Annotated in this window: 19 protein-coding genes and 1 riboswitch; of the genes, 13 read left to right on the top strand and 6 right to left on the bottom strand. The window is 64.9% G+C overall.

What is annotated here, in order from left to right:
- Positions 1–47 precede the first annotated feature (47 nt).
- The 3 genes from FJV80_RS18100 to FJV80_RS18090 all read right to left on the bottom strand — a co-directional run bounded on the left by FJV80_RS18100 (position 48) and on the right by FJV80_RS18090 (position 840).
- Positions 48–299, bottom strand: a complete 252-nt coding sequence (locus tag FJV80_RS18100) for a DUF680 domain-containing protein (protein ID WP_095771549.1) — start codon at positions 297–299, stop codon at positions 48–50.
- A 67-nt stretch (positions 300–366) separates the two neighbouring features.
- Positions 367–570, bottom strand: coding sequence for a DUF680 domain-containing protein (locus FJV80_RS18095; protein ID WP_095771548.1), 204 nt, complete (start codon positions 568–570; stop codon positions 367–369).
- Between the two features lie 72 nt (positions 571–642).
- Positions 643–840: a DUF680 domain-containing protein gene (locus FJV80_RS18090; protein ID WP_095771547.1), complete on the bottom strand. Its 198-nt coding sequence runs from the start codon at positions 838–840 to the stop codon at positions 643–645.
- A gap of 494 nt (positions 841–1334) precedes the next feature.
- Positions 1335–1536: riboswitch (cobalamin riboswitch) on the top strand.
- A 113-nt stretch (positions 1537–1649) separates the two neighbouring features.
- On the opposite strand from FJV80_RS18090, the gene FJV80_RS18085 reads away from it, so the two are divergent.
- Together FJV80_RS18085 and FJV80_RS18080 are read left to right on the top strand one after the other, a co-directional pair.
- Positions 1650–2897 carry an aromatic ring-hydroxylating dioxygenase subunit alpha gene (locus FJV80_RS18085; protein WP_142877094.1) on the top strand — a complete coding sequence of 416 codons (1248 nt, stop codon included), beginning with the start codon at positions 1650–1652 and terminating at the stop codon, positions 2895–2897.
- A gap of 20 nt (positions 2898–2917) precedes the next feature.
- Positions 2918–4012 (top strand): hybrid-cluster NAD(P)-dependent oxidoreductase, encoded by a 1095-nt coding sequence (locus FJV80_RS18080; RefSeq protein ID WP_095771921.1) that lies wholly within the window; start codon positions 2918–2920, stop codon positions 4010–4012.
- Positions 4013–4107: 95 nt separating this feature from the next.
- Here FJV80_RS18080 and FJV80_RS18075 read toward each other — a convergent pair whose 3' ends face one another.
- From FJV80_RS18075 to FJV80_RS18065, 3 genes are all read right to left on the bottom strand, one after another.
- The gene (locus FJV80_RS18075) at positions 4108–4737 is read right to left on the bottom strand and encodes an alpha-ketoglutarate-dependent dioxygenase AlkB (RefSeq protein WP_095771545.1); all 630 of its coding nucleotides are present in this window, start codon (positions 4735–4737) and stop codon (positions 4108–4110) included.
- A 90-nt stretch (positions 4738–4827) separates the two neighbouring features.
- Positions 4828–5265 carry an alternative ribosome rescue aminoacyl-tRNA hydrolase ArfB gene (arfB, locus tag FJV80_RS18070; RefSeq protein WP_095771544.1) on the bottom strand — a complete coding sequence of 146 codons (438 nt, stop codon included), beginning with the start codon at positions 5263–5265 and terminating at the stop codon, positions 4828–4830.
- Positions 5266–5346: 81 nt separating this feature from the next.
- Positions 5347–6957, bottom strand: a complete 1611-nt coding sequence (locus FJV80_RS18065) for a phosphoenolpyruvate carboxykinase (protein WP_095792077.1) — start codon at positions 6955–6957, stop codon at positions 5347–5349.
- Positions 6958–7300: 343 nt separating this feature from the next.
- Here FJV80_RS18065 and FJV80_RS18060 point away from each other — a divergent pair, with 343 nt between their 5' ends.
- The 11 genes from FJV80_RS18060 to addA all read left to right on the top strand — a co-directional run bounded on the left by FJV80_RS18060 (position 7301) and on the right by addA (position 24476).
- Positions 7301–8002: a response regulator transcription factor gene (locus FJV80_RS18060; protein ID WP_010912942.1), complete on the top strand. Its 702-nt coding sequence runs from the start codon at positions 7301–7303 to the stop codon at positions 8000–8002.
- A gap of 130 nt (positions 8003–8132) precedes the next feature.
- Positions 8133–9917 carry a sensor histidine kinase gene (locus FJV80_RS18055; RefSeq protein ID WP_142877093.1) on the top strand — a complete coding sequence of 595 codons (1785 nt, stop codon included), beginning with the start codon at positions 8133–8135 and terminating at the stop codon, positions 9915–9917.
- 20 nt (positions 9918–9937) lie between these two features.
- A complete protein-coding gene (locus FJV80_RS18050) occupies positions 9938–10399 on the top strand; it encodes a serine kinase (protein WP_095771541.1) in 462 nt (153 codons plus the stop codon).
- 164 nt (positions 10400–10563) lie between these two features.
- Positions 10564–10965, top strand: a complete 402-nt coding sequence (locus FJV80_RS18040; protein ID WP_126057117.1) for a PTS sugar transporter subunit IIA — start codon at positions 10564–10566, stop codon at positions 10963–10965.
- Entirely contained in the window at positions 10962–11258 is a 297-nt protein-coding gene (locus FJV80_RS18035; protein WP_095771540.1) for an HPr family phosphocarrier protein, read from the top strand. The genes FJV80_RS18040 and FJV80_RS18035 overlap by 4 nt, the downstream gene beginning before the upstream one ends.
- Before the next feature lie 181 nt (positions 11259–11439).
- On the top strand, positions 11440–12840 hold the full coding sequence (gene ahcY, locus FJV80_RS18030) for an adenosylhomocysteinase (RefSeq protein WP_010912937.1): 1401 nt from the start codon (positions 11440–11442) through the stop codon (positions 12838–12840).
- A 198-nt stretch (positions 12841–13038) separates the two neighbouring features.
- Entirely contained in the window at positions 13039–15594 is a 2556-nt protein-coding gene (locus FJV80_RS18025) for a PAS domain-containing sensor histidine kinase (RefSeq protein ID WP_142877092.1), read from the top strand.
- 8 nt (positions 15595–15602) lie between these two features.
- Entirely contained in the window at positions 15603–17114 is a 1512-nt protein-coding gene (tsaE, locus tag FJV80_RS18020; RefSeq protein ID WP_142877091.1) for a tRNA (adenosine(37)-N6)-threonylcarbamoyltransferase complex ATPase subunit type 1 TsaE, read from the top strand.
- Positions 17111–17836, top strand: a complete 726-nt coding sequence (locus FJV80_RS18015; RefSeq protein ID WP_281408752.1) for a nucleotidyltransferase family protein — start codon at positions 17111–17113, stop codon at positions 17834–17836. The genes tsaE and FJV80_RS18015 overlap by 4 nt, the downstream gene beginning before the upstream one ends.
- Positions 17833–20967 (top strand): double-strand break repair protein AddB, encoded by a 3135-nt coding sequence (addB, locus tag FJV80_RS18010; RefSeq protein WP_142877090.1) that lies wholly within the window; start codon positions 17833–17835, stop codon positions 20965–20967. Before FJV80_RS18015 ends, addB begins: the two co-directional genes overlap by 4 nt.
- Positions 20964–24476 carry a double-strand break repair helicase AddA gene (gene addA, locus FJV80_RS18005; protein WP_142877089.1) on the top strand — a complete coding sequence of 1171 codons (3513 nt, stop codon included), beginning with the start codon at positions 20964–20966 and terminating at the stop codon, positions 24474–24476. The genes addB and addA overlap by 4 nt, the downstream gene beginning before the upstream one ends.
- Positions 24477–24542: the final 66 nt, after the last annotated feature.

The following is a 24542-nucleotide window of genomic DNA, read 5'->3' as shown; positions in this document are numbered from 1 at the left end:
GGGGGGGCCGTGCCCCGCCGCTCTTTTTTGGAAATCAGCTACGGCTGTTAACGGCCGAAGAGGTTGCGGTCGCTGCCCTGAGGAGCGGACTTCTGCGCGTCGCCCGACGAATTGAGCAGCTTGTAGACAGGCGAGCCGCTCTCGCGGATCGAAGCCGTACGCGAGTTGTCAATCGAAGTTGCGGCGGGCGAAGTCACGGCGGGCTGGTTGGCGCCATTGGAACCAAAATTGTCGCTGCCCGCGAAAGCGCTGCCGGAGATGGCCAGAACGGCGGCGGCAGCAAGGATGATCTTGTTCATGTTAGTCTCCTGAATTTCTGGATTTCACGGGAATGGCCGGCATCGCCGCCATTCCCGTAAACCGGCATTACTTGCCGAAGAGGTTGCGGTCAGCGCCCTGCTGAGCAGGCAGCTGGGTGGCCGGAGCCGACTTGTCGACCGAAGCCGTGTAGGAATGGTCGGCCGCAGCGGCCGACTGGTTGGCACCGTTGGAACCGTAGTTGTCGCTGCCAGCGAAGGCGCTGCCGGAAATGGCCAGAACGGCGGCGGCAGCAAGGATGATCTTGCTCATGTTAGTCTCCTGAATTTCTCAAGGTCGGCCAGAGCGGCGGGCGAAAAGCCCGCTGTCGGCCGGGATCTGTTGTTAGTTGTTGCCGAAGAGGTTGCGATCGGCGCCCTGGGCAGGCGTCTGAGCAGCCGGCTCCGACTTGTTGGTCGAAGCGGTGTACGAGCTGTCGACAGCCGTGGCTGCGGCGGCATTCGAACCATAGTGATCGCTACCAGCAAAGGCGCTGCCGGAAATAGCCAGAAGGGCGGCGGCAGTGAGAACAATCTTTTTCATTTTTGGTACTCCAGTATTTTTTCCGTCCGTCTAGCGGCGTGTCTTGGGATTGAAATCGCGTCGTTCGGACAGGCCCGATGTGGGAAAGCCAGTTCGCCGTTTCCAATCACGAAGTTGTTCCGTGTGGACCAAGAATCCACCACTTGAAATTGTGCCAGGGCTTCCGAGCCATGCATTTTTCTTGTTGATATCAACCACTTAGTAAACGCCAGCCGCAAGGTCACAGACTGTATCGGAGGTCCATCGTTCACACCGTCCTGCACGCACCGTCAACAGAAACGAACCGTTCGGTTCGATTTTAGAGTCTGCTAATAGTCACTTTTCGAAACCGTTAACCTCTTTTGCCCCAGTTCCGGGTCGATTTTGACAGCCGGCACAGCTATCGGCGGAGGCGATTTTCGTGACCGCTGCCCGTGACCTGATCGTTGCGCATGCGTGTCGCGCCGCATGGATACGATGTCGCTTTCATGCCGATGTCGCAAACGCTGTCGTGATTAGATCATGTCATCTCAGGTGCCGCTTCGTGACGACGGGGCGGAGAATTGGGAAGCCGGTCAAAATCCGGCGCTGCCCCCGCAACGGTGGTGGAGTTCAAGTCGCAACGGGAGACCACTGGGCAAAAGCCTGGGAAGGTGTCGCGACCGTCCGCAAGGACACTCCAGAGCCCGGAAACCAGCCCGAGATTTTTGAACTCGACTGATCGCGGTGGGCGGTCAAGAGGCGGATCGCGCGTGCCCGGCTTTCGCCGAGCTGCGTCTCATCCTTCCTCAATCACCACCAGTTCAGTCCTTGAAGTATGAGGACAGGACATGGATGCGCGCAACGATATGCTGAGGCTGTTGAATGGCCGCAGAGAGGGCTTCTCGCTCGAGCAGCCCTTCTATACCGATCCCGATTTCTTCAAGCTCGACATGGAGCTGATCTGGTATCGCGACTGGCTGTTCGTCGGCCATGATTGCGAACTGCCCAAGCCCGGCAGCTTCATCACCGTACAGATCGGCGACTACCCTGTCGTGCTGGTGCGCGATCAGCAGGGCAAGATCAACGCCTTCCACAATTCCTGCCGCCACCGCGGCAGCCGCGTCTGCAACACCGACAAGGGCATGGCCGCCAAGCTGGTCTGCCCCTATCACCAATGGACCTACGAGTTGGACGGAAGGCTGCTGTTTGCCCGCCAGATGGCAGACGGCTTCGACAAAAGCCAGTTCGGCCTGAAGCCGGTCGCCTGCGAAAGCGTGGCCGGCTATATCTTCATCTGCCTGGCCAAGGAACCCGCCGACTTCGCGCCGATGCGGGCGATGATCGAACCCTATCTCAAGCCGCACCGGCTCAGCGAAGCAAAGATCGCCTTCGAGAGCACGATCGTCGAGAAGGGCAACTGGAAGCTCGTCTGGGAAAACAACCGCGAGTGCTATCATTGCGCCGGCAATCACCCGGAACTGTGCAAGACCTTCCCGGAAGCCCCGACGGTGACCGGCGTGCAAGGCGCCGACAGCGATCCGGAAATGCTGGCACACTGGGCCAAATGCGAGGCGGCCGGGCTGCCTAGCAAGTTCCGCATCGATCCGGCCGGGCAATACCGAGCCACCCGCGCGCCGCTGCTGCGCGATGCGGTCAGTTACACGATGACGGGCAAGCGGGCGGTGAAGAGGAACCTGTCCGACAGCGTCTCGGCCGACCGCATCGGCTCCTTGCTGCTCTATCACTATCCGACGACGTGGAACCACATCCTCGGCGACCATGCCGTCACCTTCCGCGTGCTGCCGATCAGCGCCACGGAAACCGCGGTGACGACCAAATGGCTGGTGCACAAGGATGCGGTCGAGGGCGTCGACTACGATCTTGCCGAACTCACCCATGTCTGGACCGAGACCAACGACCAGGATCGCCGCATCGTCGAGGAAAACGCCTTCGGCATTCTGTCGCCGGCCTATGAGCCCGGCCCCTATTCGGAGCTGCATGAGGGCGGCGTGATCCAGTTTGTCGAATGGTACGCGTCCTTCATCGGCCCACGGCTTGCCCAAGACGGCCGGCCGGCCCTGCGCAGTGTCGCCTGAGAGGTCTGGGGATGAACGCGATGACGGATCTTGGCCTCTATCGCCATCTCGATCAGATGGCGCCCTGGAACGACAGGCTGCAGGTGCTGGAAGTGATCGGCGTCAGCGACGAGGCGCCTGACGTCAAGACCTTCACCTTCCGCTCCGACAACCAGACCTGGTTCCGCTACAAGCCGGGCCAGTTCGTGACGCTGGAACTGCCGACGTCGGACGGACCGCTGATGCGCACCTATACGCTGTCGTCGTCGCCGTCACGGCCGTTCTCGATCGCGGTGACGGTGAAGGCGCAGGCCGGCAGCATCGGCACACGCTGGATGTTCGAACACCTTGTGCCCGGTTCGCACGTCAAGGCTTATGGGCCGAGCGGCGACTTTTCGCTGCACAGCCACCCGGCGGCCAAATATCTGTTCATCTCGGCCGGTTCCGGCGTGACGCCGATGATGTCGATGCTGCGCTGGCTGAACGATTGCGCGCCATGGACCGATGTCGGCTTCGTCAACTGCGCGCGGCGCGCCGAAGAGATCATCTTCCGCAAGGAACTCGAACTGCTCGGCGGCCATATGCCGGGCCTGTCGCTCGGCTTCATGATCGAGGAGCGGTCGAGCCGCGAGGGCTGGTATGGCCATATGGGCCGCATCGACGCGATCCGGCTGCCGCTGCTGGCGCCCGATTTCCGCGAACGCGAGATCTTCTGCTGCGGTCCGGATCCTTTCATGCGCGCCGTGCGCGGCATGCTTGAAGCCGCCGGCTTCGACATGACGAAATACCACCAGGAGAGCTTTGCCGCCCCCGCGGTTGAGGAAGTCCCGGCGCCGTTCGCATCGCCTGGGGAAGACGTTGCCGTTCCTATCGAGGCAACACCGATCCGCTTCGCGCTTTCGGATGTCGATGCCGAGTGCATCGCCGGCCAGACCGTGCTGCAGACGGCGCGTTCCTCGGGTGTGCGGATCCCCGCGGCCTGCGAATTCGGCCTGTGCGGAACCTGCAAGGTGAAGAAAGTCTCCGGCGCCGTCGAGATGAGCCACAATGGCGGCATCCTCGATCACGAGATAGATGACGGCTTCATCCTCGCTTGCTGCTCGAAGCCGCTTTCGGCTCTCGAAATAGAGGCGTGACAGCGTCGGGCGGCCCCGGCGCGGCAGCCTTGCCAAGCAGTTGCGGCTGTTTCCAGGACCCTGGCGACCTCGGTAGGGCGCGCGTCAGGATCGGCTTATAAGGCGTTCTCGTTCGGCTTCGTCACCCGCCGCAGCGTCAGATTGATCCTGCCGCCGTTCTTGAGCAGCGCCGAGGTCGAGGGATAGATGCGGTCGACGCCGTGGAAGGCGAGACGGCCCTCGCCGCCGAGCACGACGACGTCGCCGCTCTTCAGCCTGAACGATTTGGTGGCGCCGTCGCGCGTCGTCTGGCCGACCCTGAACAGGCAATCGTCGCCCAGCGAGACAGAGACGACAGGCGCCGAGAAATCGGCCTCGTCGCGGTCCTGGTGCAGGCCCATCTTCGCGTCGGCCGTGTAGAAATTGATAAGACAGGCCTCTGGCGGATTCGGATAGCCCGACACCTGCCGCCAAAGATCGAGCAGGCCCTCTGGGATCGGCGGCCATGGCTCTCCTGTCAGCGGATGCGTCGGCTGGTAGCGATAGCCGCGCTCCTTGTCGGTGACCCAGCCGAGCAGGCCGCAATTGGTCATGCGCACGCTCATCTCCTTGCCGGTGCGCGGCATGGCAGGGACGAACAGCGGGGCCTGCTGGACGATGCCTCTCACCTCTTCGACCAGCGCCTCCTGAACAGCGCGGGAGAGATGGGCCGGCATGTGACGGACGCCTTTGGGCAAAACGAGCATGAGGTCGGTGATAATCCGGTTGCTGCTTTGACCTTGAAGAATGCCACACGGAGGCGCTGACAACGACCCGAAAACGTTCTGGCAGACGGATCAGTCGTCGCCGACGCGGCCGCGCAGCTTCTTGATCGTGCCGCGTCCAGCCTTGCTCTTCAGCCGCCGCTCCACCGCGCCTTTCGAAGGGCGCGTCTTCTTGCGGGGTGGCGGCGGCGGTTCGGCTGCCTTGGCGACAAGCGCCGTGAGCCTCGCCCGGGCGTCCGCCCGGTTCTGCTCCTGGGTGCGGAAGCGCCCGGCCTCGATGACGATGACGCCGTCCTTGGTGGCGCGCTGGCCGGCAAGCTTGATCGTGCGGGCACGCACGCGTTCCGACAGGCCGGCCGCGCCGGCCGCGTCGAAGCGCAGTTGCACGGCGGTTGCCACCTTGTTGACGTTCTGGCCACCCGGCCCCGACGAGCGGATGAAATCCTCGTGCAGGTCACCGGGATGGATCACGGCTTCGCCCGATATGATGATGTCGTCGTCGATCGGCATGCCGCAGTCATGGCGCGGCGGCGGACAAAAGAAAAGGCCCGATCGAAATCGGGCCTTCAATGGTGCTGAGCGACGTGACGATTACTCCGCCGCTTCCTGCATGCGTGGCGCCGCACCCATGACGGTTGCATCGACATGCGGCTCGAATTTCTCGAAGTTGACGGCGAACATGCCGACCAGTCTTGCCGCCTGGCGGTCATAGGCGGGCTTGTCGGCCCAGGTCGAGCGCGGATCGAGAATGGCGCTATCGACGCCAGGCACCGCCACCGGCACCTCGAAGCCGAAATTGGCATCGGTGCGGAATTCGGCTGTCTTCAGCGAGCCGTCGAGCGCGGCGGCCAGCAGAGCGCGTGTCGCCTTGATCGGCATGCGCTTGCCGGTGCCGTAGGCGCCGCCGGTCCAGCCGGTGTTGACCAGCCAGCAATCGGCGCCGTGGCTGGCGATGAGCTCGCGCAGCAGATTGCCGTATTCCGAGGGGTGGCGCGGCATGAACGGAGCGCCGAAGCAGGTCGAAAACGTCGCTTCGGGTTCGGTGACGCCCTTTTCGGTTCCGGCCACCTTGGCCGTATAGCCGGAGAGGAAATGATACATCGCCTGCGCCGGGGTCAGCCGCGCGATCGGCGGCATCACGCCGAAGGCGTCGGCGGTCAGCATGATGATGTTTTTGGGATGACTGGCGCGCCCGGTCTTCGAGGCGTTAGGGATGAAGTCGAGCGGATAGGCGCAGCGTGTGTTTTCGGTAAGGCGGCCATCGTTGAAGTCCGGCACGCCGTCGGCGTCGAGCACGACATTTTCCAGCACCGTGCCGAAGCGCTGCGTGGTGGCGAATATCTCCGGCTCGGCTTCAGCCGACAGCTTGATCGTCTTGGCGTAGCAGCCGCCTTCGAAATTGAAGATGCCGTGCGGGCCCCAGCCATGCTCGTCGTCGCCTATCAGCGTGCGCGACGGATCGGCCGACAGTGTCGTCTTGCCGGTGCCGGAAAGCCCGAAGAAGACGGCCGCTTCGCCGGCCGGCCCCTCATTGGCCGAACAATGCATCGGCATCACGCCCTTCTGCGGCAGCAGATAGTTGAGCATGGTGAACACCGACTTCTTCATCTCGCCGGCATAGGAGGTGCCGCCGATCAGCACGATCTTGCGGGTAAGGTCGACGGCAATCACCGTTTCCGCGCGGCTGCCGTGGCGGGCGGGGTCGGCGCGGAAGGACGGCAGGTCGATGATCGTCATCTCCGACACGAACTGTTCGAGCTCGGCCTTGTCCGGACGGATGAGCAGATTGCGGATGAACAGCGAGTGCCAGGCAAACTCGGTGATGACGCGCGTCGGCAGTTTCAGCTCGGCATCGGCGCCGCCGACGAGGTCCTGAACATAGAGATCCTTGTCCGCGGCGTGAGCAAGGAAATCGGCGAACAGCGTTTCGAACTGGGCCGGCGAGATCGCCTTGTTGTTGTCCCACCAGACATGCGCCTCGGTGTTGGCGTCGCGGACGACGAACTTGTCCTTTGGCGAACGGCCTGTGTGCTGTCCGGTCTCGGCGACCAGCGCGCCATGCGCGGTCAGCCGGGCCTCGCCGCGCCGGATCGCCTCCTCGTAAAGGGCGGCCGCGCCAAAATTATAGCGCACCATACCGGTGGTTTTCAGGCCGATACGATCGATCGGGCAAGCAGGATTGCGTTTGCCGACTTCCGACATTGGTGTCCCTTCTACGATTTGCCGCATCTTTGCCGGCGCATTTCCGGCACGCCCGCCGAGCGGGCTGAGATGGTCAAAACCAGAAAAGCCAAATGATATCAAATCATTAATCGATTTAAAAATTTTGAAAGTTGTTTAAATCGTTTATATATGCGAAAAGTTTCACGGTTGCCCAAAGGATTGGCGATGTTCGTTCGTCCAATCCATGTCGAGGTAGGATTGTGGCCTGCGGCACCCCGCGCGTGACAGCGGACAAGGCCTATGCCACATTTTGTACCTAATTTGTCCTGCAAAAGCCCCTTCTCTACGAAAGAAGGGACAGCTCATGAGGGAGCCGCTTGAAATGGCAACAATCGCGCTTGTCGATGACGACCGCAACATTCTGACGTCGGTGTCGATCGCCCTCGAATCCGAGGGATATCGCGTCGAGACCTACACGGATGGTGCGTCCGCGCTGGAAGGCCTGGCGGCGCGTCCGCCAAATCTTGCCATCCTCGACATCAAGATGCCGCGCATGGACGGCATGGAGCTCTTGCGCCGGATGCGCCAGAAGTCCGACCTGCCGGTGATCTTCCTGACCTCCAAGGACGACGAGATCGATGAATTGTTCGGCCTCAAGATGGGCGCCGACGATTTCATCCGCAAACCGTTCTCGCAGCGCCTGCTGGTCGAGCGGGTGCGCGCCGTGCTGCGCCGTGCCAGCGCCCGCGAGGCTGCGGCAAAGGCGCCCAGCCAGCAGGCCCGCTCGCTCGAGCGCGGCCAGCTCGTCATGGACCAGGAGCGCCACACCTGCACCTGGAAGGGCGAACCGGTGACGCTCACCGTCACCGAATTCCTGATACTGCATTCGCTGGCGCAGCGCCCCGGTGTCGTAAAAAGCCGTGATGCGCTGATGGATTCGGCCTATGATGAGCAGGTCTATGTCGACGACCGTACCATCGACAGCCACATCAAGCGGCTGCGCAAGAAGTTCAAGGCTGTCGACGACGACTTCGAGATGATCGAAACCCTTTACGGAGTCGGATACCGGTTCCGCGAAGCGTGAAATAGGCAGTAGGGAATAGTCAGTAGTCCGTTTTGAATGGTGCGAGCGGCCACATTACCGCGATCTCAGCCACTTCTCTATTCCCTACTGCCTACTCGCTACTCACTAATTAGGCAGGGCCTGCTATTCGATGGCAGTGGAAGCACAGCGAACAAGACCGACGGGCGCCGCCAGGCGGCCGTCGCGCATCATGCCGTCCTTCGTCTCGAAGATCACGGTGCCGATGCGCCGCTTCCTCGGCCACCACATCTTTTCCAGCCTGACCCGGCGCATCCTGTTTCTCAACCTTGCCGGCCTGGCTGTCCTGGTCACCGGCATCCTCTACCTCAACACCTTCCGCGACGGGCTGATCGATGCCCGCGTCGAAAGCCTGATGACGCAGGGCGAGATCATCGCCGGCGCGATCGCGGCGTCGGCGACGGTCGAAACCGATTCGATCAGCATCGACCCGGAAAAGCTGCTTGAGCTGCAGGCCGGCGAAAGCCTGGGGCCGGGCTCGGATCAACTCGACAATCTCGATTTCCCGATCAATCCCGAGCGTGTCGCGCCGGTGCTGCGGCGGCTGATCTCGCCGACCCGCACGCGGGCCCGCATCTATGACCGCGACGCCAATCTGCTGCTCGATTCGCGCCACCTCTATTCGCGCGGCCAGATCCTGCGCTACGATCTGCCGCCGGTCGAGGAGGAAGAGCCCGACCTTGTCGAGCGCGTCCAGAAGTTCATCTTCGACTTCTTCCGCAACACCGACCTGCCGGTCTATCGCGAGCAGCCGGGCGGCAATGGCGCCGCCTTCCCGGAAGTGGTCAAGGCGCTGACTGGCAGCCCCTCGACCATCGTGCGCGTCTCGGAGCAAGGCGAGCAGATCGTTTCGGTGGCGGTGCCGATCCAGCGCTTCCGCGCCGTCCTCGGCGTCTTGATGCTGTCGACCGAAGGCGGCGACATCGACAAGATCGTCGCGGCAGAGCGCAAGGCGATCCTGCGCGTCTTCGGCATCGCGGCACTGGTCACCGCCATCCTGTCGATGCTTTTGGCCTCGACCATCGCCAATCCGCTGCGCCGGCTGTCTGCCGCGGCGGTGCGGGTCCGGCGCGGCGTCAAGAGCCGTGAGGAAATCCCCGACTTTTCCGACCGGCAGGACGAGATCGGCAATCTTTCGATCGCCGTGCGCGACATGACCAACGCGCTCTATGCTCGCATCGAGGCGATCGAAAGCTTCGCCGCCGATGTGTCGCACGAATTGAAGAACCCGCTGACCTCGCTGCGCAGCGCCGTGGAAACCTTGCCCCTGGCCAAGAACGACAATTCGCGCAGCCGGCTGATGGACATCATCCAGCATGACGTGCGCCGGCTGGACCGACTGATCACCGACATTTCCGACGCTTCCCGTCTCGATGCCGAACTGGCGCGAGAAGATGCGGGAACGGTCGACCTGAAGAAATTCATCACCGACCTCGTCGCCGTGTCGCGCGAGACCACGCGCAACAAGAAAGCGGTCGAGATCGAACTCAAGGTCGCCAAGCTACCGCAGGGCGTGAAAGGCTATTTCGTCGCCGGCCACGACCTGCGCATCGGCCAGGTCGTCACCAATCTGATCGAGAATGCGCGCTCCTTCGTTCCCGAGGACCATGGCCACATCAGCCTGTCGCTGGCGCGCGCCGGCAAGTTCAACATCCTGACCGTCGACGACAACGGTCCCGGCATCCGCGCCGACAATATCGACCGCATCTTCGAACGCTTCTACACCGACCGGCCGGCGGGCGAGGCGTTCGGCCAGAATTCGGGCCTTGGCCTGTCGATCTCCAGGCAGATCGTCGAAGCCCATGGCGGCACGCTGACCGCCGAGAACATTCCCGGCACCAAGCCCGGCGAGATCAAGGGCGCGCGCTTCGTCGTGACGCTGCCGGCCGAAGGCTGACCTCTAGCTCGAACATAACCATGCCCGAACCCGCCGCGCAGCCTGAAAACATTCACGGAACCGCGATCCTGATCGGCGACCGCGGCGTCCTTATCACCGGGCCGTCCGGCGCCGGCAAGACGACGCTGGCGCTGACACTCCTGGACCATTGCCGCGCGCGAGGCCTGTTCTCACGGCTGATCGGCGACGACAGGCTGCTTGCCGCGGCCCGCGCCGGGCGGCTGGTCTGTCGCGTGCCGCCGACTATCGCCGGTCTCGCCGAAGTCCCTGGGTTCATGCCGCGCCCGCTGCCGTTCGAACCGGGCGGAGTGATCGACCTGCATGTGAGGCTGGTGCCAAAGGCAGAGATGGCCCGTTTCCAGGAGGAAATCAGCGAGCCGGTCGCAGGCTGCCCGGTACCGCGTATCGACCTTGCCGAGCGTAACGCCGCCACGGCCCTGCCCGCCGTGATGGCGCGGCTGTCCATCATGCCTTTTCTATGATCCGCCCTGGGTTTTTTGCTGCAATGCGTCAAAATGGCATGGGTCGGCGCAATTTTGGGCTTGTCAACGGGCCGCGCGTCGACAAGATAGCGCTCCCGCCGCCTGGAATGGCTGGCGAACATAAAATGCGCCTGTGAAGCGGCGATGACGGGAGCCACCAAAGAATGATCGGACTCGTGCTTGTAACGCACGGTCAACTGGCCACCGAGTTCCGACATGCCGTCGAACATGTCGTCGGGCCACAAGACAATTTCGAAACCGTGGCGATCGGTGCCGACGACGATATGGAACAGCGTCGCCGCGACATCGTCGACGCCGTGGCCCGTGTCGATAGCGGGGCTGGTGTCATCGTGCTGACCGACATGTTCGGCGGCACGCCGTCGAACCTCGCCATTTCGGTGATGGAGTCCGGCCGCACCGAGGTGATCGCCGGCATGAACCTGCCGATGCTGATCAAGCTGTCCTCGATCCGCAAGGGCGACAATATGGCCGCCGCGCTCGACGAGGCGCAGGCCGCCGGGCGCAAATACATCAATGTCGCCAGCCAGCTTCTGAGCAGCAAATGAACGCGATATCCCCGGAAAAGGACCACATCGTCCGGGAGTTTCCGATCGTCAACCAACGCGGCCTGCATGCGCGCGCCTCGGCGAAATTCGTCCAGCTCGCCAGCGGTTTCGACGCAGCGGTCCATGTCGAGAAGGACGGCGTCAAGGTCGGCGGCACGTCGATCATGGGCCTGATGATGCTGGCGGCCAGCCCAGGCTACTCGATCCGCGTCACCGCCAGCGGGCCGGAAGCGCTCGAGGTCATGGACGCGCTTGAACAGCTTGTCGCCTCCCGCTTCGGCGAGGAATGCTGATCCCGGACGCTGCCCAAGCATGCTCGCAGGACATGCAGGGATAAAGATTTCTTTATATCCCATTGTCGACTTGAGCCTGATCTGCTAGTCAGGCCGGCAATTCGCGTCCTTCGACGCGCCGACCGGGCGCGGGCGCATCCGCAACCAATTCGCAGCATAACAATTCGCAGGGAGCACTACCATGACGGGTAGCAAGGATTATGTGGTCGCCGACATCTCGCTTGCCGGCTGGGGCCGCAAGGAACTCGATATCGCCGAAACCGAAATGCCGGGCCTGATGGCCTGCCGCGAGGAATTCGGCGCCAAGAAGCCGCTGAAGGGCGCGCGCATCACCGGCTCGCTGCACATGACCATCCAGACCGCGGTGCTGATCGAGACGCTGAAGGCGCTCGGTGCCGACATCCGCTGGGCCTCCTGCAACATCTTCTCGACCCAGGACCACGCCGCCGCGGCCATCGCCGAGGCCGGCATTCCGGTCTTCGCCGTCAAGGGAGAGAGCCTCGAACAGTACTGGGACTACACCGACCGGATCTTCCAGTGGGCCGACGGCGGCCTCTCCAACATGATCCTCGACGATGGCGGCGACGCCACCATGTACATCCTGATCGGCGCCCGCGCCGAGGCCGGCGAGGACGTGCTGTCCAACCCGCAGAGCGAGGAAGAGGAATATTTCTACGCCCAGGTCAAAAAGCGCCTGAAGGCTTCGCCCGGCTTCTTCACCAAGCAGAAGGCTGCGATCCGCGGCGTCACCGAAGAGACGACCACCGGCGTCAACCGGCTCTACCAGCTGCAGAAGAAGGGCCTGCTGCCCTTCCCCGCCATCAACGTCAACGATTCCGTCACCAAGTCGAAGTTCGACAACAAGTATGGCTGCAAGGAATCGCTGGTCGACGGCATCCGTCGCGGCACCGACACGATGATGGCCGGCAAGGTCGCGGTCGTCTGCGGCTATGGCGACGTCGGCAAGGGCTCGTCGGCCTCGCTCAAGGGCGCCGGCGCCCGCGTCAAGGTCACCGAGGTCGATCCGATCTGCGCGCTGCAGGCGGCGATGGACGGCTTTGAAGTGGTGACGCTGGAAGACGCGGCTCCGACCGCCGACATCGTCATCACCACCACCGGCAACAAGGACGTCGTCACCCTCGACCATATGCGGTCGATGAAGGACATGGTGATCGTCGGCAATATCGGCCACTTCGACAACGAGATCCAGGTCGCCTCGCTGCGCAACCTGAAATGGACCAACGTCAAGCCGCAGGTCGACATGATCACCTTCCCGGACGGCAAGCGGATGATCCTTCTGTCGGAAGGCCGCCTGCTCAATCTCGGCAACGCCACCGGCCATCCGAGCTTCGTCATGTCGGCGTCTTTCACCAACCAGGTGCTGGCCCAGATCGAGCTGTTCACCAAGGGCGAACAGTACCAGAACCAGGTCTATGTCCTGCCCAAGCATCTCGACGAGAAGGTCGCGCGCCTGCACCTCGACAAGCTCGGCGCACGCCTGACCGAACTGTCGGGTGAGCAGGCCGCCTATATCGGCGTCACGCCGCAGGGCCCGTTCAAGCCGGAACACTACCGCTATTAACCAAAGCTAAATTTGCTACCATATATTGAGGCCGGGCGATTGACTTTTCGCCCGGCTTTATTTTTGCGCGCGATCAGCCTTCACGCCGATTCGGCGAGGGTTTATTGTCGGGTGATTCGCGACGCTTCCGGCCCGAGAGGATCAAGAGAAGCGCGTATCAGGGCGGTCTTGCATTCAGGCGGCGGAGAGGACCAAGACATGCCGGGGCAAAACCCGCACGGAGCGGGATCGGCCGTTTCCGGCGGCCATGACGATTCGGGGACCACAGGCTCGACCATTCAGGGCGGGCGCCTTTCATGGCGTGTCCGCGCCGGGCTGTTCCTGACCAGTTCCGCGCTGGCCGGCCCCCTGGCCAGCGCGGTGGCGCATGCCGAGAGCGCCGCCGTGGCCACCGCCGGCCTGTCGATCAACACGGTCGAAGTCATGCAGCTTGCCGTGTTCGTCGGCGTGACCGGCGCGGCATTCCTGTCGGCCATCGTTCTCATCCGCGAACGGGCCCGCACCTCGGCGGAGAATGTCGAACTGAGAAGCCGTGTCGCCGACGTCAATGCGGCGCTGCGCCGTTCGGAAGCGCTGCTCAATCTGCGCGACCAGCGCGTGGTGGTCTGGGCCTCGGAGAACAAGAAACCCGAACTCATCGGCACATTGCCGGTCGAAAGCGGCGCGCCAGAGGAGCGAGCGGCTTTCCTTGCCTTCGGCCGCTGGCTGATGCCGCGCTCGGCGGCGGCGCTCGAGCACGCCATCGCGGGCTTGCGCGAAAAGGCCAGGCCCTTCGACCTGGTCATCGAATCGCAGGCCGGCGCCCCGCTCGAAGTGCATGGCCGCAAGAGCGCCGCGCACATACTGGTGCGGTTTGTGTCGCTTTCCGAGACCCAGCGCAGCCAGGCCCGGCTGAAGATCGACAACCAGCGGCTGGCCGCTGACCACGACACCATGATCGGCCTGCTCGAAGCGCTGAAGATGCCGGCATGGCTGCGCGACGAGCATGGACGCCTGAAATGGGTCAACCGGGCCTATGCCGACGCGGTCGAAGCCGAAAGCGCGGAAGCCGCCGTCCGTGACGCCAAGGAATTCCTCGGGGGCCAGGCACGCGAGGCAATCGACGCCCAGCACAAGACGCATCCGGTCTTCGAGCAGTCGCTCTCCACCGTGATCGAAGGCGACCGCCGCGTCTTCGCGGTGACCGACTTCGCCGGCGCCGACGGTTCGGCCGGCCTTGCCGCCGACACCAGCGCCATCGAGACCATTCGCGGCGAATATGAGCGGACGGTGCGCAGCCACGCCGACACGCTCGACCAGCTCAACACCGCCGTCGCCATCTTCGACACCGACGAGAAGCTGCGCTTCTTCAACCAGGCGTTCCAGAAACTGTGGGGCCTGGACAGCGGCTTCCTGCACAGCGCGCCCGACAATGCGCTTTTGCTCGACCGGCTGCGCAGCGAAGGCAAGATTGCCGAGCAACCCGAATGGCGCCGCTGGAAGGAAGGCCTGCTCGGCGCCTATCGCGCGGTCGAATCGCAGGAACATTGGTGGCATCTGCCCGACGGCAAAACCATCCGCGTCGTCGCCAACCCGCAGCCCAAGGGCGGGGTCACCTGGGTGTTCGAGAACCTGACCGAAAAGATGGACCTGGAAAGCCGCTACCGCACCGCGGTGCGCGTCCAGGGCGAAACGCTCGACAATCTCGCCGAAGGCGTGGCGGTGTTCGGCCCCGATGGTCGGCTGCGCCTGTCGAACCCGGCCTTTGCGACGCTCTGGGGATTGAGCGGCGAAGCCGCCAAGCCCAATGTGCACGTTTCCACGATACGCGACCTTTGCGACCGCCAGGCGGTCGACAGCCCGTGGCCGGGTTTCGTCGCCGCCATCACCGGTTTCGACGACGAACGCCGCGACCGGCACGGCCAGAGCGAGCTCAACAACGGCACCGTGCTGCGCTACGCCGTGATCCCGCTGCCGAACGGGCAAGTGATGATGACCTTCGTCGACGTCACCGACAGCGTGCATGTCGAACGTGCGCTGAAGGACAAGAACGAGGCGTTGGAGAAGTCGGACCAGCTCAAGAACGACTTCGTCCAGCACGTGTCCTACGAACTGCGTTCGCCGCTGACCAACATCATCGGCTTCACCGAACTGCTTTCACTGCCGACGACCGGGCCGCTGAACCAAAAGCAGCGCGAATATGTCGAGCATGTCAGCTCGTCCTCCTCGGTGCTGCTGACCATTGTCAACGACATACTCGACCTTGCGACCGTCGATGCCGGCATCATGCAGCTCGACATTTCCGAGGTGCATGTCGACCGCACCATCGCGGCGGCCGCGGAACTCGTCGCCGACCGGTTGCAGGAGCATTCGATCCGGCTCGAGGTCGATGCTGCTGCCGCGCCGAAGACGTTCCATGGCGACGAGACCCGCATCCGCCAGATCCTCTACAATCTGCTCAGCAACGCCGCCAACTACGCGCCGGAAGCCAGCACCATCCGGCTTGCCTGCCGCCATCTGGCGGACGGGGTGGAATTTTCCGTTCACGACGATGGACCCGGCATGCCGCCGGACGTGCTGGACTCGGTGTTCCGCCGCTTCGAACCGCGCACCAATGGCGGCCGCCGCCGGGGCGCCGGCCTCGGCCTGTCGATCGTCAAGAGCTTTGTCGAACTGCATGGCGGCAATGTTCGCATCGAAACCGGCAAGGACAAGGGCACGACCGTCATCTGCACCTTCCCCGACATGCCGGGCATCCGCGCCGCGGCCGAGTAGCGCGCTCGATGACGGGACCTGTGCTGGAGCGTTTGCTCGCGGATGAGACACAGACAGCGCGGCTGGGCGAGGATCTGGCGCTGTCCCTGCGCGCCGGCGACGTGCTGGCGCTCAAGGGCGATCTCGGCGCCGGCAAGTCGACATTGGCGCGGGCACTGATCAGGGCGCTGGCCGATGATGCCAGCCTCGACGTGCCGAGCCCGACCTTCACCCTGGTGCAGAGCTACGACACGCGCATTCCGGTGCACCATTTCGACCTTTACCGCCTGGCCTCGGCAGCCGAGCTCGACGAACTCGGCTTCGACGAGGCGCTGACGCAAGGGGCTGCCCTGGTCGAATGGCCCGAGCGGGCGGAGGACTATCTGCCGAAGACGACGCTCTTGATTGAACTCGTCCAGCATGGCGAGGGCCGGCTGGCGCGGCTGTCGGGGCAAGGCGCTGCCTTCGACCGCGCGGCGCGGTCGCTGGCCATGCGCGGTTTTCTCGAAAATGCCGGCTGGGGAGAAGCGCGGCGGCGCCATTTCATCGGCGATGCCTCCGCCCGCTCCTACGAGATCGTGACGCTCGCCGGCCAGGAGCCGCGCGTGCTGATGAACTCGCCGCGGCTGGTGCTCGGCCCGCCCGTGCGAGACGGCAAACCCTATGCCGTGATTGCCCACACCGCCCAGTCGGTCACCGCCTTCGTCGCCATCGACCGCGCCTTGAAGGCCGGTGGCGTCAGCGTTCCGCAAATCCATGCCGAGGACCAGGACCAGGGCTTTTTGCTGCTCGAACATCTCGGTTCCGAGGGGTTTCTCGGCAAGGACGGCGAGCCAGTGGCCGAGCGCTATGCGGCGGCGGCCGAGCTGTTGGCCATGATGCATGGCAGGAGCTGGCCGCAGCGCCTGCAAGCCGGACCCGGCAGCTTCCATGAGGTGCCGCCCTTCGACCGCGACGCGATGATGATCGAAGCCGATCTGCTGGTCGACTGGTATGTGCCGGCGATATCGGGCGGCCCGCCAAGCGACGACCTGCGCTCGGGCTACGCCAGGGAATGGAACGCGCTTTTCGACCGGCTGCAAGGCAGCGAATACGCGCTGATGCTGCGCGACTTCCATTCGCCCAACATCATCTGGCGCGACGACCGCGCCGGCCACGACCGGCTGGGCGTCGTCGACTTCCAGGATGCGCTGATCGGGCCTTCAGCCTATGACGTCGCCTCGCTGGCCATGGACGCCCGTGTCACCATCTCACCTGAGATCGAGAAGAAAACGCTCGATGCCTATGTCGCGGCGCGCCATGCGGCAGGCGCCTTCGACGACGTAAGCTTCCTGCAAGCCTATGCAATCATGGCCGCGCAGCGCAATTCCAAGATCCTCGGCATTTTCGTGCGTCTCGAAAAGCGCGACGGCAAACCTTATTATTTGAAGCACCTGCCGCGCATCCGCGACTATCTGCGCCGGGCGCTGTCCCACCCGGCACTTGCCAGCCTGCGGGAATTCTACAATACGCACGGGCTGCTCGAGGAACGAACGCTGTGACGAGACCGAACACTGCCATCGTCCTTGCCGCCGGGCTCGGCAAGCGCATGCGGCCGATCACCGATACGATCCCCAAGCCGCTGGTCAGGATCGCCGGCAAGACCTTGCTCGACTGGGGGCTCGACAGTCTCGCCGCCGCCGGCGTCGCCAAGGCGGTGGTCAACGTCCACTATCTTCCCGAGCAGATCGTCGCCCATGTCGCGGCGCGCAGCGCTCCGCAGATCATCATTTCCGATGAGAGCGACCGGTTGCTCGATTCGGCCGGCGGCATCGTCAAGGCGCTGCCGGAATTGGGCCAACAACCCTTCTACATCCTCAATGCCGACACGTTCTGGATCGACCACGGTCCGCTCAATCTCGGCCGGCTTGCCCTTGCGTGGGACGCCGCGAAAATGGATATTCTGCTGATGCTGGCGGATCTCCATCAGGCGACAGGTCACTGTGGCAGCACCGATTTCCTGGTGGCGCCGGACGGAGCCTTGCGGCGCTCGAAAGGCGATCCGGCCGGCCTGATTTATGCCGGTGCCGCGATCGTTCATCCACGCCTGTTCAAGGATGCAACGGCCGAACCGCATTCGCTCAACGCCTATTTCGACAAAGCCATCGCCGCCGGCCGGCTGTTCGGCATGCCGATGCACGGCCACTGGATTACCGTCGGCACGCCCGATGCCATCCCGCAGGCGGAAGAAGCCGTCGCCGGCGCGCTAGCCGAGATGCAATGAGCGGCTCAAGCCGCGTTTTCTCTATTCCCCCCGGAGCGCCGTTCCTGCCGACGCTGGCCGAGGCGCTGCTTGCCGGTCGCCTGGTCCCGGGATTTCGTTTCGACGGCGATCCGCTCGCTCTGGCCGATGTCACCATCTATGTGCCGACGCGTCGTGCCGCGCGCGCCTTGCGCGGTGTCTTCGTCGACAGCTTGAGGGCACGCGGCGGCGGCGGTTCGGCGATCCTGCCGATCATCCGCCCGCTCGGCGAATTCGACGAGGACGAAGCCCTGTTCGAGGCCGAGCCAGCGGCGGCGATCGACCTCGCGCCGCCGATCTCGGCGACCGAACGCCTGTTGCTGCTGACGCCGCTGGTGCGTGCCTGGAAACGCCGGTTGCCGGAGCATGTGGCCAAGCTTTTCGCCGAGGAAATCGTCATCCCGGCCTCCACCGCCGACGCAATCTGGCTGGCGCGCGATCTCGCAGGGCTGATGGACGAGATCGAGACGGAAGGCACCGACTGGACCAAGCTCGCAGATCTGGTCACCGGCAACCTTGCCGGCTGGTGGCAGGTGACGCTCGAATTCCTCGGCATCGTCACCGATGCCTGGCCGAAATTCCTCAGGGAAAGCGACCGCTCCAATCCGGCCGCGCATCGCAGCGCGCTGATCCGCTCCGAGGCGGCGCGGCTGCGGCGCAATCCGCCAGCCGCGCCGGTCATCGCCGCGGGGTCGACCGGCTCCATCCCGGCGACGGCGGAGCTGCTTGCAGCGATTGCCCGCCTGCCCGGCGGCGCCATCGTGCTGCCCGGGCTCGACCGGACGCTGGACGAAGCGTCCTTCCAGGCGCTTGTCGCCCCCGGCGCGCGACCGGCCGTGCTTGGCCACCCGCAATATGGCCTGGCCAGGCTGATCGGCAAGATCGGCGTGCTGCGCTCAGATATCGAGGAAATCGGCACCGCCGAGCCGCACCTTGCGCTTCGCGCCGCGCTTGTCGGCGAGGCGCTGCGGCCGGCCGAGACCACCGAATTGTGGGCCGAAACACGCAGCGGGTTTTCGGCGTCCGATATTGCCGGTGCCTTTGCCGAGGTGACGCTGCTGGAAGCCGCCAGTGAGCGCGACGAAGCCGTCGCCATCGCCGTCGCGCTGAAGCAGGCCGTCGAACAGCCCGGCCAAAGGGCCGCGCTCGTCACCGGCGACCGCGCGCTGGCGCGGCGCGTTGCGGTGGAGCTCAGGCGCTTCGGCGTGGTCGCCGACGATTCCGGCGGCACGCCGCTCGCCAACAGCCCGGCGGCCAGCCTGCTCCGGCTGGCGCTCGAAGCAGTGTTCCGGCCGGGCGATCCGGTCGGCCTTTTGTCGCTGCTCAAGCATCCGCTGCTCGGCCTCGGCCTCGAACGCGCCGATGTGCGCCACGCGGCGGAACTGGTCGAACTGGTGGCGCTGCGCGGCGGCACCGGTCGCCCCGACATCGTTTCGCTGCCGGACTTGTTCGAGGCCCGACTGACGAGCCTCGGCGATGACAGCCGGCCGCCCTTCTGGTTTTCCCGTCTCACCGTGCGCTCCATCGAGGATGCTCGAACCCTCCTCGTACGACTGACGGAAGCGCTGGCTCCGCTTTCGGCGTTTCGCGACCAAGCGGAAGCCGATCTTGCCGCGCTGGTCAAAGCCAGCGTGGTGGCCCTGGAAAGCCTCGGGCGCGCCGCCGATGGCGGCCTGGGCGACCTCTATGCCGGCGATGCCGGTGAAAAGCTCGCCGAGCTGCTGCGCGGGTTGGTCGCCGCTTCGGCATCGCTGTCGTTCGCTGCCAGCGAGTGGCCCGATGTGATGAACGCGCTGATCGCGCCCGAGACGGTCAAGCCGGCGCAAGGCACCGACAGGAACATCGCCATCTGGGGGGCGCTGGAAGCGCGCTTGCAGGATGTCGACACGCTGGTCATTGGCGGGCTCAACGAAGGCGTGTGGCCGCGCAAGCCGGAGAGCGACCGCTTCATGTCGCGGCTGATGAAGACCGGCATCGATCTCGAACCGCCGGAGCGGCGCATCGGCCTTGCCGCGCATGATTTCCAGATGGCGATGGGCGCGATGCACGTCGTTCTGGCCCGCTCGGCGCGTTCCGGCGACGCGCCCGCCGTGCCGTCGCGCTGGCTGCAGCGGCTACTTACCTTCACCGGCAACGACCAGGCGGCAACCTTGCGCCGGCGTGGCGACGAACTGCTCGCCTGGGCACGCGCACTCGACACCGGCCCAAAGCAGGATTTCGCGCCGCGGCCGCAACCGAAGCCGCCATTGGCGGTGCGCCCAACGCATTTCTCGGTCACCGAGATCGAGACGTTGCGCCGGGATCCCTATGCCGTCTATGCCAGACGTATCCTCGGCCTGATGCCGCTCGATGCGCTCATCCGTGATCCCGGCGCGGCCGAGCGCGGTACGCTGTTCCACGCCATCCTGCATTTGTTCTCGTCGCGCGTTGCCGATCCGCGCGCACCCGACGCGCTGGCCGGTCTCATTGCCGCCGGCCGCGCCTGCTTTGCCGAAGCCGCCCTTCCGGCCGATGTCGAGGCGGTGTGGTGGCCGCGCTTCGAAAAGCTCGCCGCCAACATCGTCGAATGGGAGCGCACGCGTGCCGATGCGGTGGTCCGGCGCCATGCCGAGGAGCGTGCCGGCAAGACCCTCGTCGGCCAGTCCGGCGTGACGCTGTCCGGCTATGCCGACCGCGTCGATCTGCTGGCCGGCGGCATGGCCGATATTCTGGACTACAAGACGGGCTCCTCGCCCTCCAAGGCGCAGGCGCACACGCTGCTGGCGCCGCAGCTGGCGCTGGAAGGCGCGCTGCTGCGGCGCGGCGCGTTCAAGGATCTGGGGGCGCGCGAGCCGTCGCAGCTGGCCTTCATCAGGCTAAAGCCGAATGGCGAGGTGTTCGAGGAGTCCATTCTCGAGCACAACCGCCAGCCACGGACCGCCGCAGATCTTGCCGAAGAGGCTTGGGCGCGGCTGGAAAAGCTGCTGATCCACTATGCCGACCCGCAGACCGGCTATCTGTCGCGCGCGCTGCCGTTTCGCGAGGGCGAGACAGATGGCGATTACGACCATCTCGCCCGTGTGCTCGAATGGTCGGCCGGTGGCGATGCCGGCGACGAGGGAGGGGAGGCATGAAGAAGGCCTATCCCATCCCGAGCGATACCGCCAACAGCCAGGCCCGCGCCGCCGATCCGCAGAATTCGGCCTGGGTGTCGGCGAATGCCGGCTCCGGCAAGACCCATGTGCTGGCCCAGCGCGTCATCCGGCTGCTGCTCAACGGCACCGACCCGTCGAAGATCCTGTGCCTGACCTATACGCGCGCCGCCGCCGCCAACATGTCGAACCGGGTCTTTTCCACGCTGTCGGACTGGACGGTGCTCGGCGATGCCGAGCTGGCCGCGAAGATCGAGGCGCTTGAAGGGCGGCGGCCCGACCGCGACACCATGCGGCGGGCCCGGCGCCTGTTCGCCGAGGCGCTGGAGACGCCGGGCGGACTGAAGATCCAGACCATCCACGCCTTCTGCGAATCGGTGCTCCACCAGTTCCCTCTGGAAGCCAATATTCCGGCCCATTTCGAGATGCTCGACGGCCAGATGGAGGCATCGCTTTTCGCCGCCGCGCGGCGCGAGATGATCTCCGGCACGGCTGCCGGCAACCCGGATCTGGCCGACGCCTTCGCCACCGTGCTGGAACGCGGCGGCGAGGCCGGTCTCGATGCCTTGCTCGGCGAGATTGTGCGCAAGCGCGACGGATTGCGGCAGTTCCTCGACGCGGTCGGGCGTGACGGCTTCCAGCCTTTGTTCGATGAATTCCATTTCCGCCCTGGCCAGACCACCGAAGGGATTGCAGCATCGGCCTGGCCGCTGCCCGGCTTCCTGCCCGACTATTTCGCGGGCTTCGCCCAGGCCGCCGAATCCACCGACGCCAGATCGGTGCTGAACAACATCCTGCCCTATGCGCGCCAGGCTTTCGCCGAGAGCGATCCCGTTCGCCGCCTGCAATTGCTGGCCAGAGCCTTCCTCAAGACCGATGGCGATCCCTACGACCCGGCAAAGGCCTTCAAGAAAGCCCTGAACGACCGGCTGCCGGACCTGGCCGAGCGCTATGTCTCGGCGGCAAGCACCATCGTCGAAACCGTCGACCGGCTGGCGCTGTTCCGCATGTTGGAAGGCACACGCGCGGCACTGACCATCGCCGACTGGCTGATCGCCCGCTACGACGTGCTGAAGCGCAGCCGGGGTTTCCTCGACTTCAACGATTTGATCACCCGCACGGTCAACCTCCTGGCGCGGCCCGATGCCGGCCCTTGGGTGCAATACAAGCTCGACCAGGGCATCGACCACATCCTGCTCGACGAGGCACAGGACACCAGCCCGGATCAATGGGAGGTGGTGAAGCGGCTGGCGGAGGAATTTTTCGCCGGCTTCGGCGCGCGCGACAGGGTCCACCGCACGGTCTTCGCCGTCGGCGACGAGAAGCAGTCGATCTATTCCTTCCAGGGAGCCGCGCCGGATTCCTTCGCCGACAGCCGGCTGCTGTTCGCCGGCCGGGTGCGCGATGCCGAGGCGTCCTTCGCCGACCTCAAGCTGACCTGGTCGTTCCGCTCGACCGACGACGTCCTGGCCGCCGTCGACCGCGTCTTTGCCGATCCTGTCGTGCGGCGCGGCATCAGCCATGATCCCGATCCGCTGAGCCACAAGGCCATCCGCACCGATGCACCGGGCTATGTCGAGGTCTGGCCATCGATCGGCGCCGACGTCGTCGACGAACCCGACGACTGGACGCAAGCCATCGACCACGCCCATGCGCCGGCGGTGCGCGTTGCCGAGAATGTCGCGGCGACCATTGCCGGCTGGATCGGCAGAAGCGAGATCGTCGAAGGCCGCGGCAAGCGGCTTCGCCCGGGCGACGTGCTGGTGCTGGTGCGCAAGCGCGACAGTTTTGTTCACGCGCTGACCCGCGCCTTGAAACGCCGCGACATTCCGGTCGCCGGTGCCGACCGGCTGAGCCTGCCGGGCCACATCGCGGTCAAGGACCTGATCGCGCTCGGCCATCTCCTGCTCCAGCCGCAGGACGATCTGTCGCTCGCGGCCGTGCTGCGCAGCCCGATCTTCGACCTGCCGGAGGAGACGCTGTTCACACTCGCCGCGCAGAGGCTGCCGGGCGTGTCTCTGGCCACGTCGCTGCGCCAGCATGCCGAAAAAAACGAGCGCCTGGCGAAGATTGTCGCGCAACTCGACGTCTGGGCTGGCGAGGCCGCCTTCAAGCCTGTGTTCGAGTTCTATGCCGGCCTGCTGGCGCGCGACGGCGTGCGCCGAAAAATGATCGCCCGGCTTGGGCCCGAAGCCGGCGATATTCTCGATGAATTCCTGAGCTTCTGCCTTGCCGAGGAACGGACCGGCCTCCCCGGACTGGAAGCCTTCCTGTCGACGCTGGAAAATGCCGGACCCGAGATCAAGCGCGAGATGGACCAGACCCGCGACGAGGTCCGCGTCATGACCGTGCACGCCGCCAAGGGCCTGGAGGCGCCGGTGGTGTTCCTGGTCGATGGCGGCTCCGCCCCGTTCAGCGACCAGCATCTGCCGCGGCTGATGCCGTTCGACGGCTCGGGCACCTTCTGGGACGGCAAAGGCTATCTCTGGCGTTCGGCCAGCGATGTCGCCAACGGCTTCTCGAAGGCGGCAGCCGCCCGCGCCCGCGAACTCGCCGACGACGAATACCGCCGGCTGCTCTATGTCGGCATGACCCGCGCCGAGGACCGGCTGATCGTCTGCGGCTATCACGGCAAGCGGGCACCAAGCACCGGCACCTGGCATTCGATCGTCAGTCGCGCGCTCACCGGCGCGCCGGAAAGCGAACAGCGCGCGCATCCCGCCGGCGGCGAGCCGGTGCACCGTTTCCACGTCACCAAGCTGCCGCCCGTCGCGGCGAGCGCCGATGAACAGGCGCGGCGGGCCGATGCTTTCGGTCCGCTGCCGGGGACGCTGTTCCGCCCCTTGCCGCCCTTCGAGGACCTGCCGCGGCCGCTGTCGCCATCCGGCGCCTCGGCGCTGATCGATGAAGGCAAGGAAGCGGTCATCGACAAGGCTTCGCCGGTGCTGGACGCCGACGCCGAACCGGGCTTTGCCGTGCTGCGCGGGCTGGCTTTGCACAAGCTGCTGCAGATGCTGCCCGGCATTGCCGAGGGTGAACGCCAAGGTGCCGCCGAGCGTTATCTCGCGCGAACGGGTGCCGCATGGCCGCCGTCGGAGCGGGACAAGGCCCTGGCATCGGTCATCGCCATCCTCGACGACCCGCGCCTCGGCCAATTGTTCGCGCCCTCCTCGCGCGCCGAGGTGGCTATCATGGGCAGCCTGGAGGTGAGGGGCAAAACGCGCTCGATTTCCGGCAAGATCGACCGGCTGGCGGTGACAGCGGACACGATTTCGATCGTCGACTACAAGACCAACCGGCCGGCGCCCCCCTCACTGGCCGAGGTTCCTCCGGCCTATCTTTTGCAGTTGGCGCTTTATCGCGCCCTGCTGCAGCCGCTTTATCCCGGGCGCGAGGTGAAAGCCGCCCTTTTATTCACCGAAACGCCAAGGCTGATCGAACTGCCGGCCCGGGCCATGGATGACGCCCTTGCCCGACTCACGGGAGCGTGACACAAGACCTGCTTGAAGAAGGGCTAGATAACCACCACATTTGGTGCGACAAAGAACTCTCGAAAG

Source organism: Mesorhizobium sp. WSM4310 (assembly GCF_007003935.1).
Classification (GTDB): domain Bacteria; phylum Pseudomonadota; class Alphaproteobacteria; order Rhizobiales; family Rhizobiaceae; genus Mesorhizobium.
Note: the sequence above shows the minus strand (reverse complement) of the source record. Positions and strands in the feature narration are given on the sequence as shown.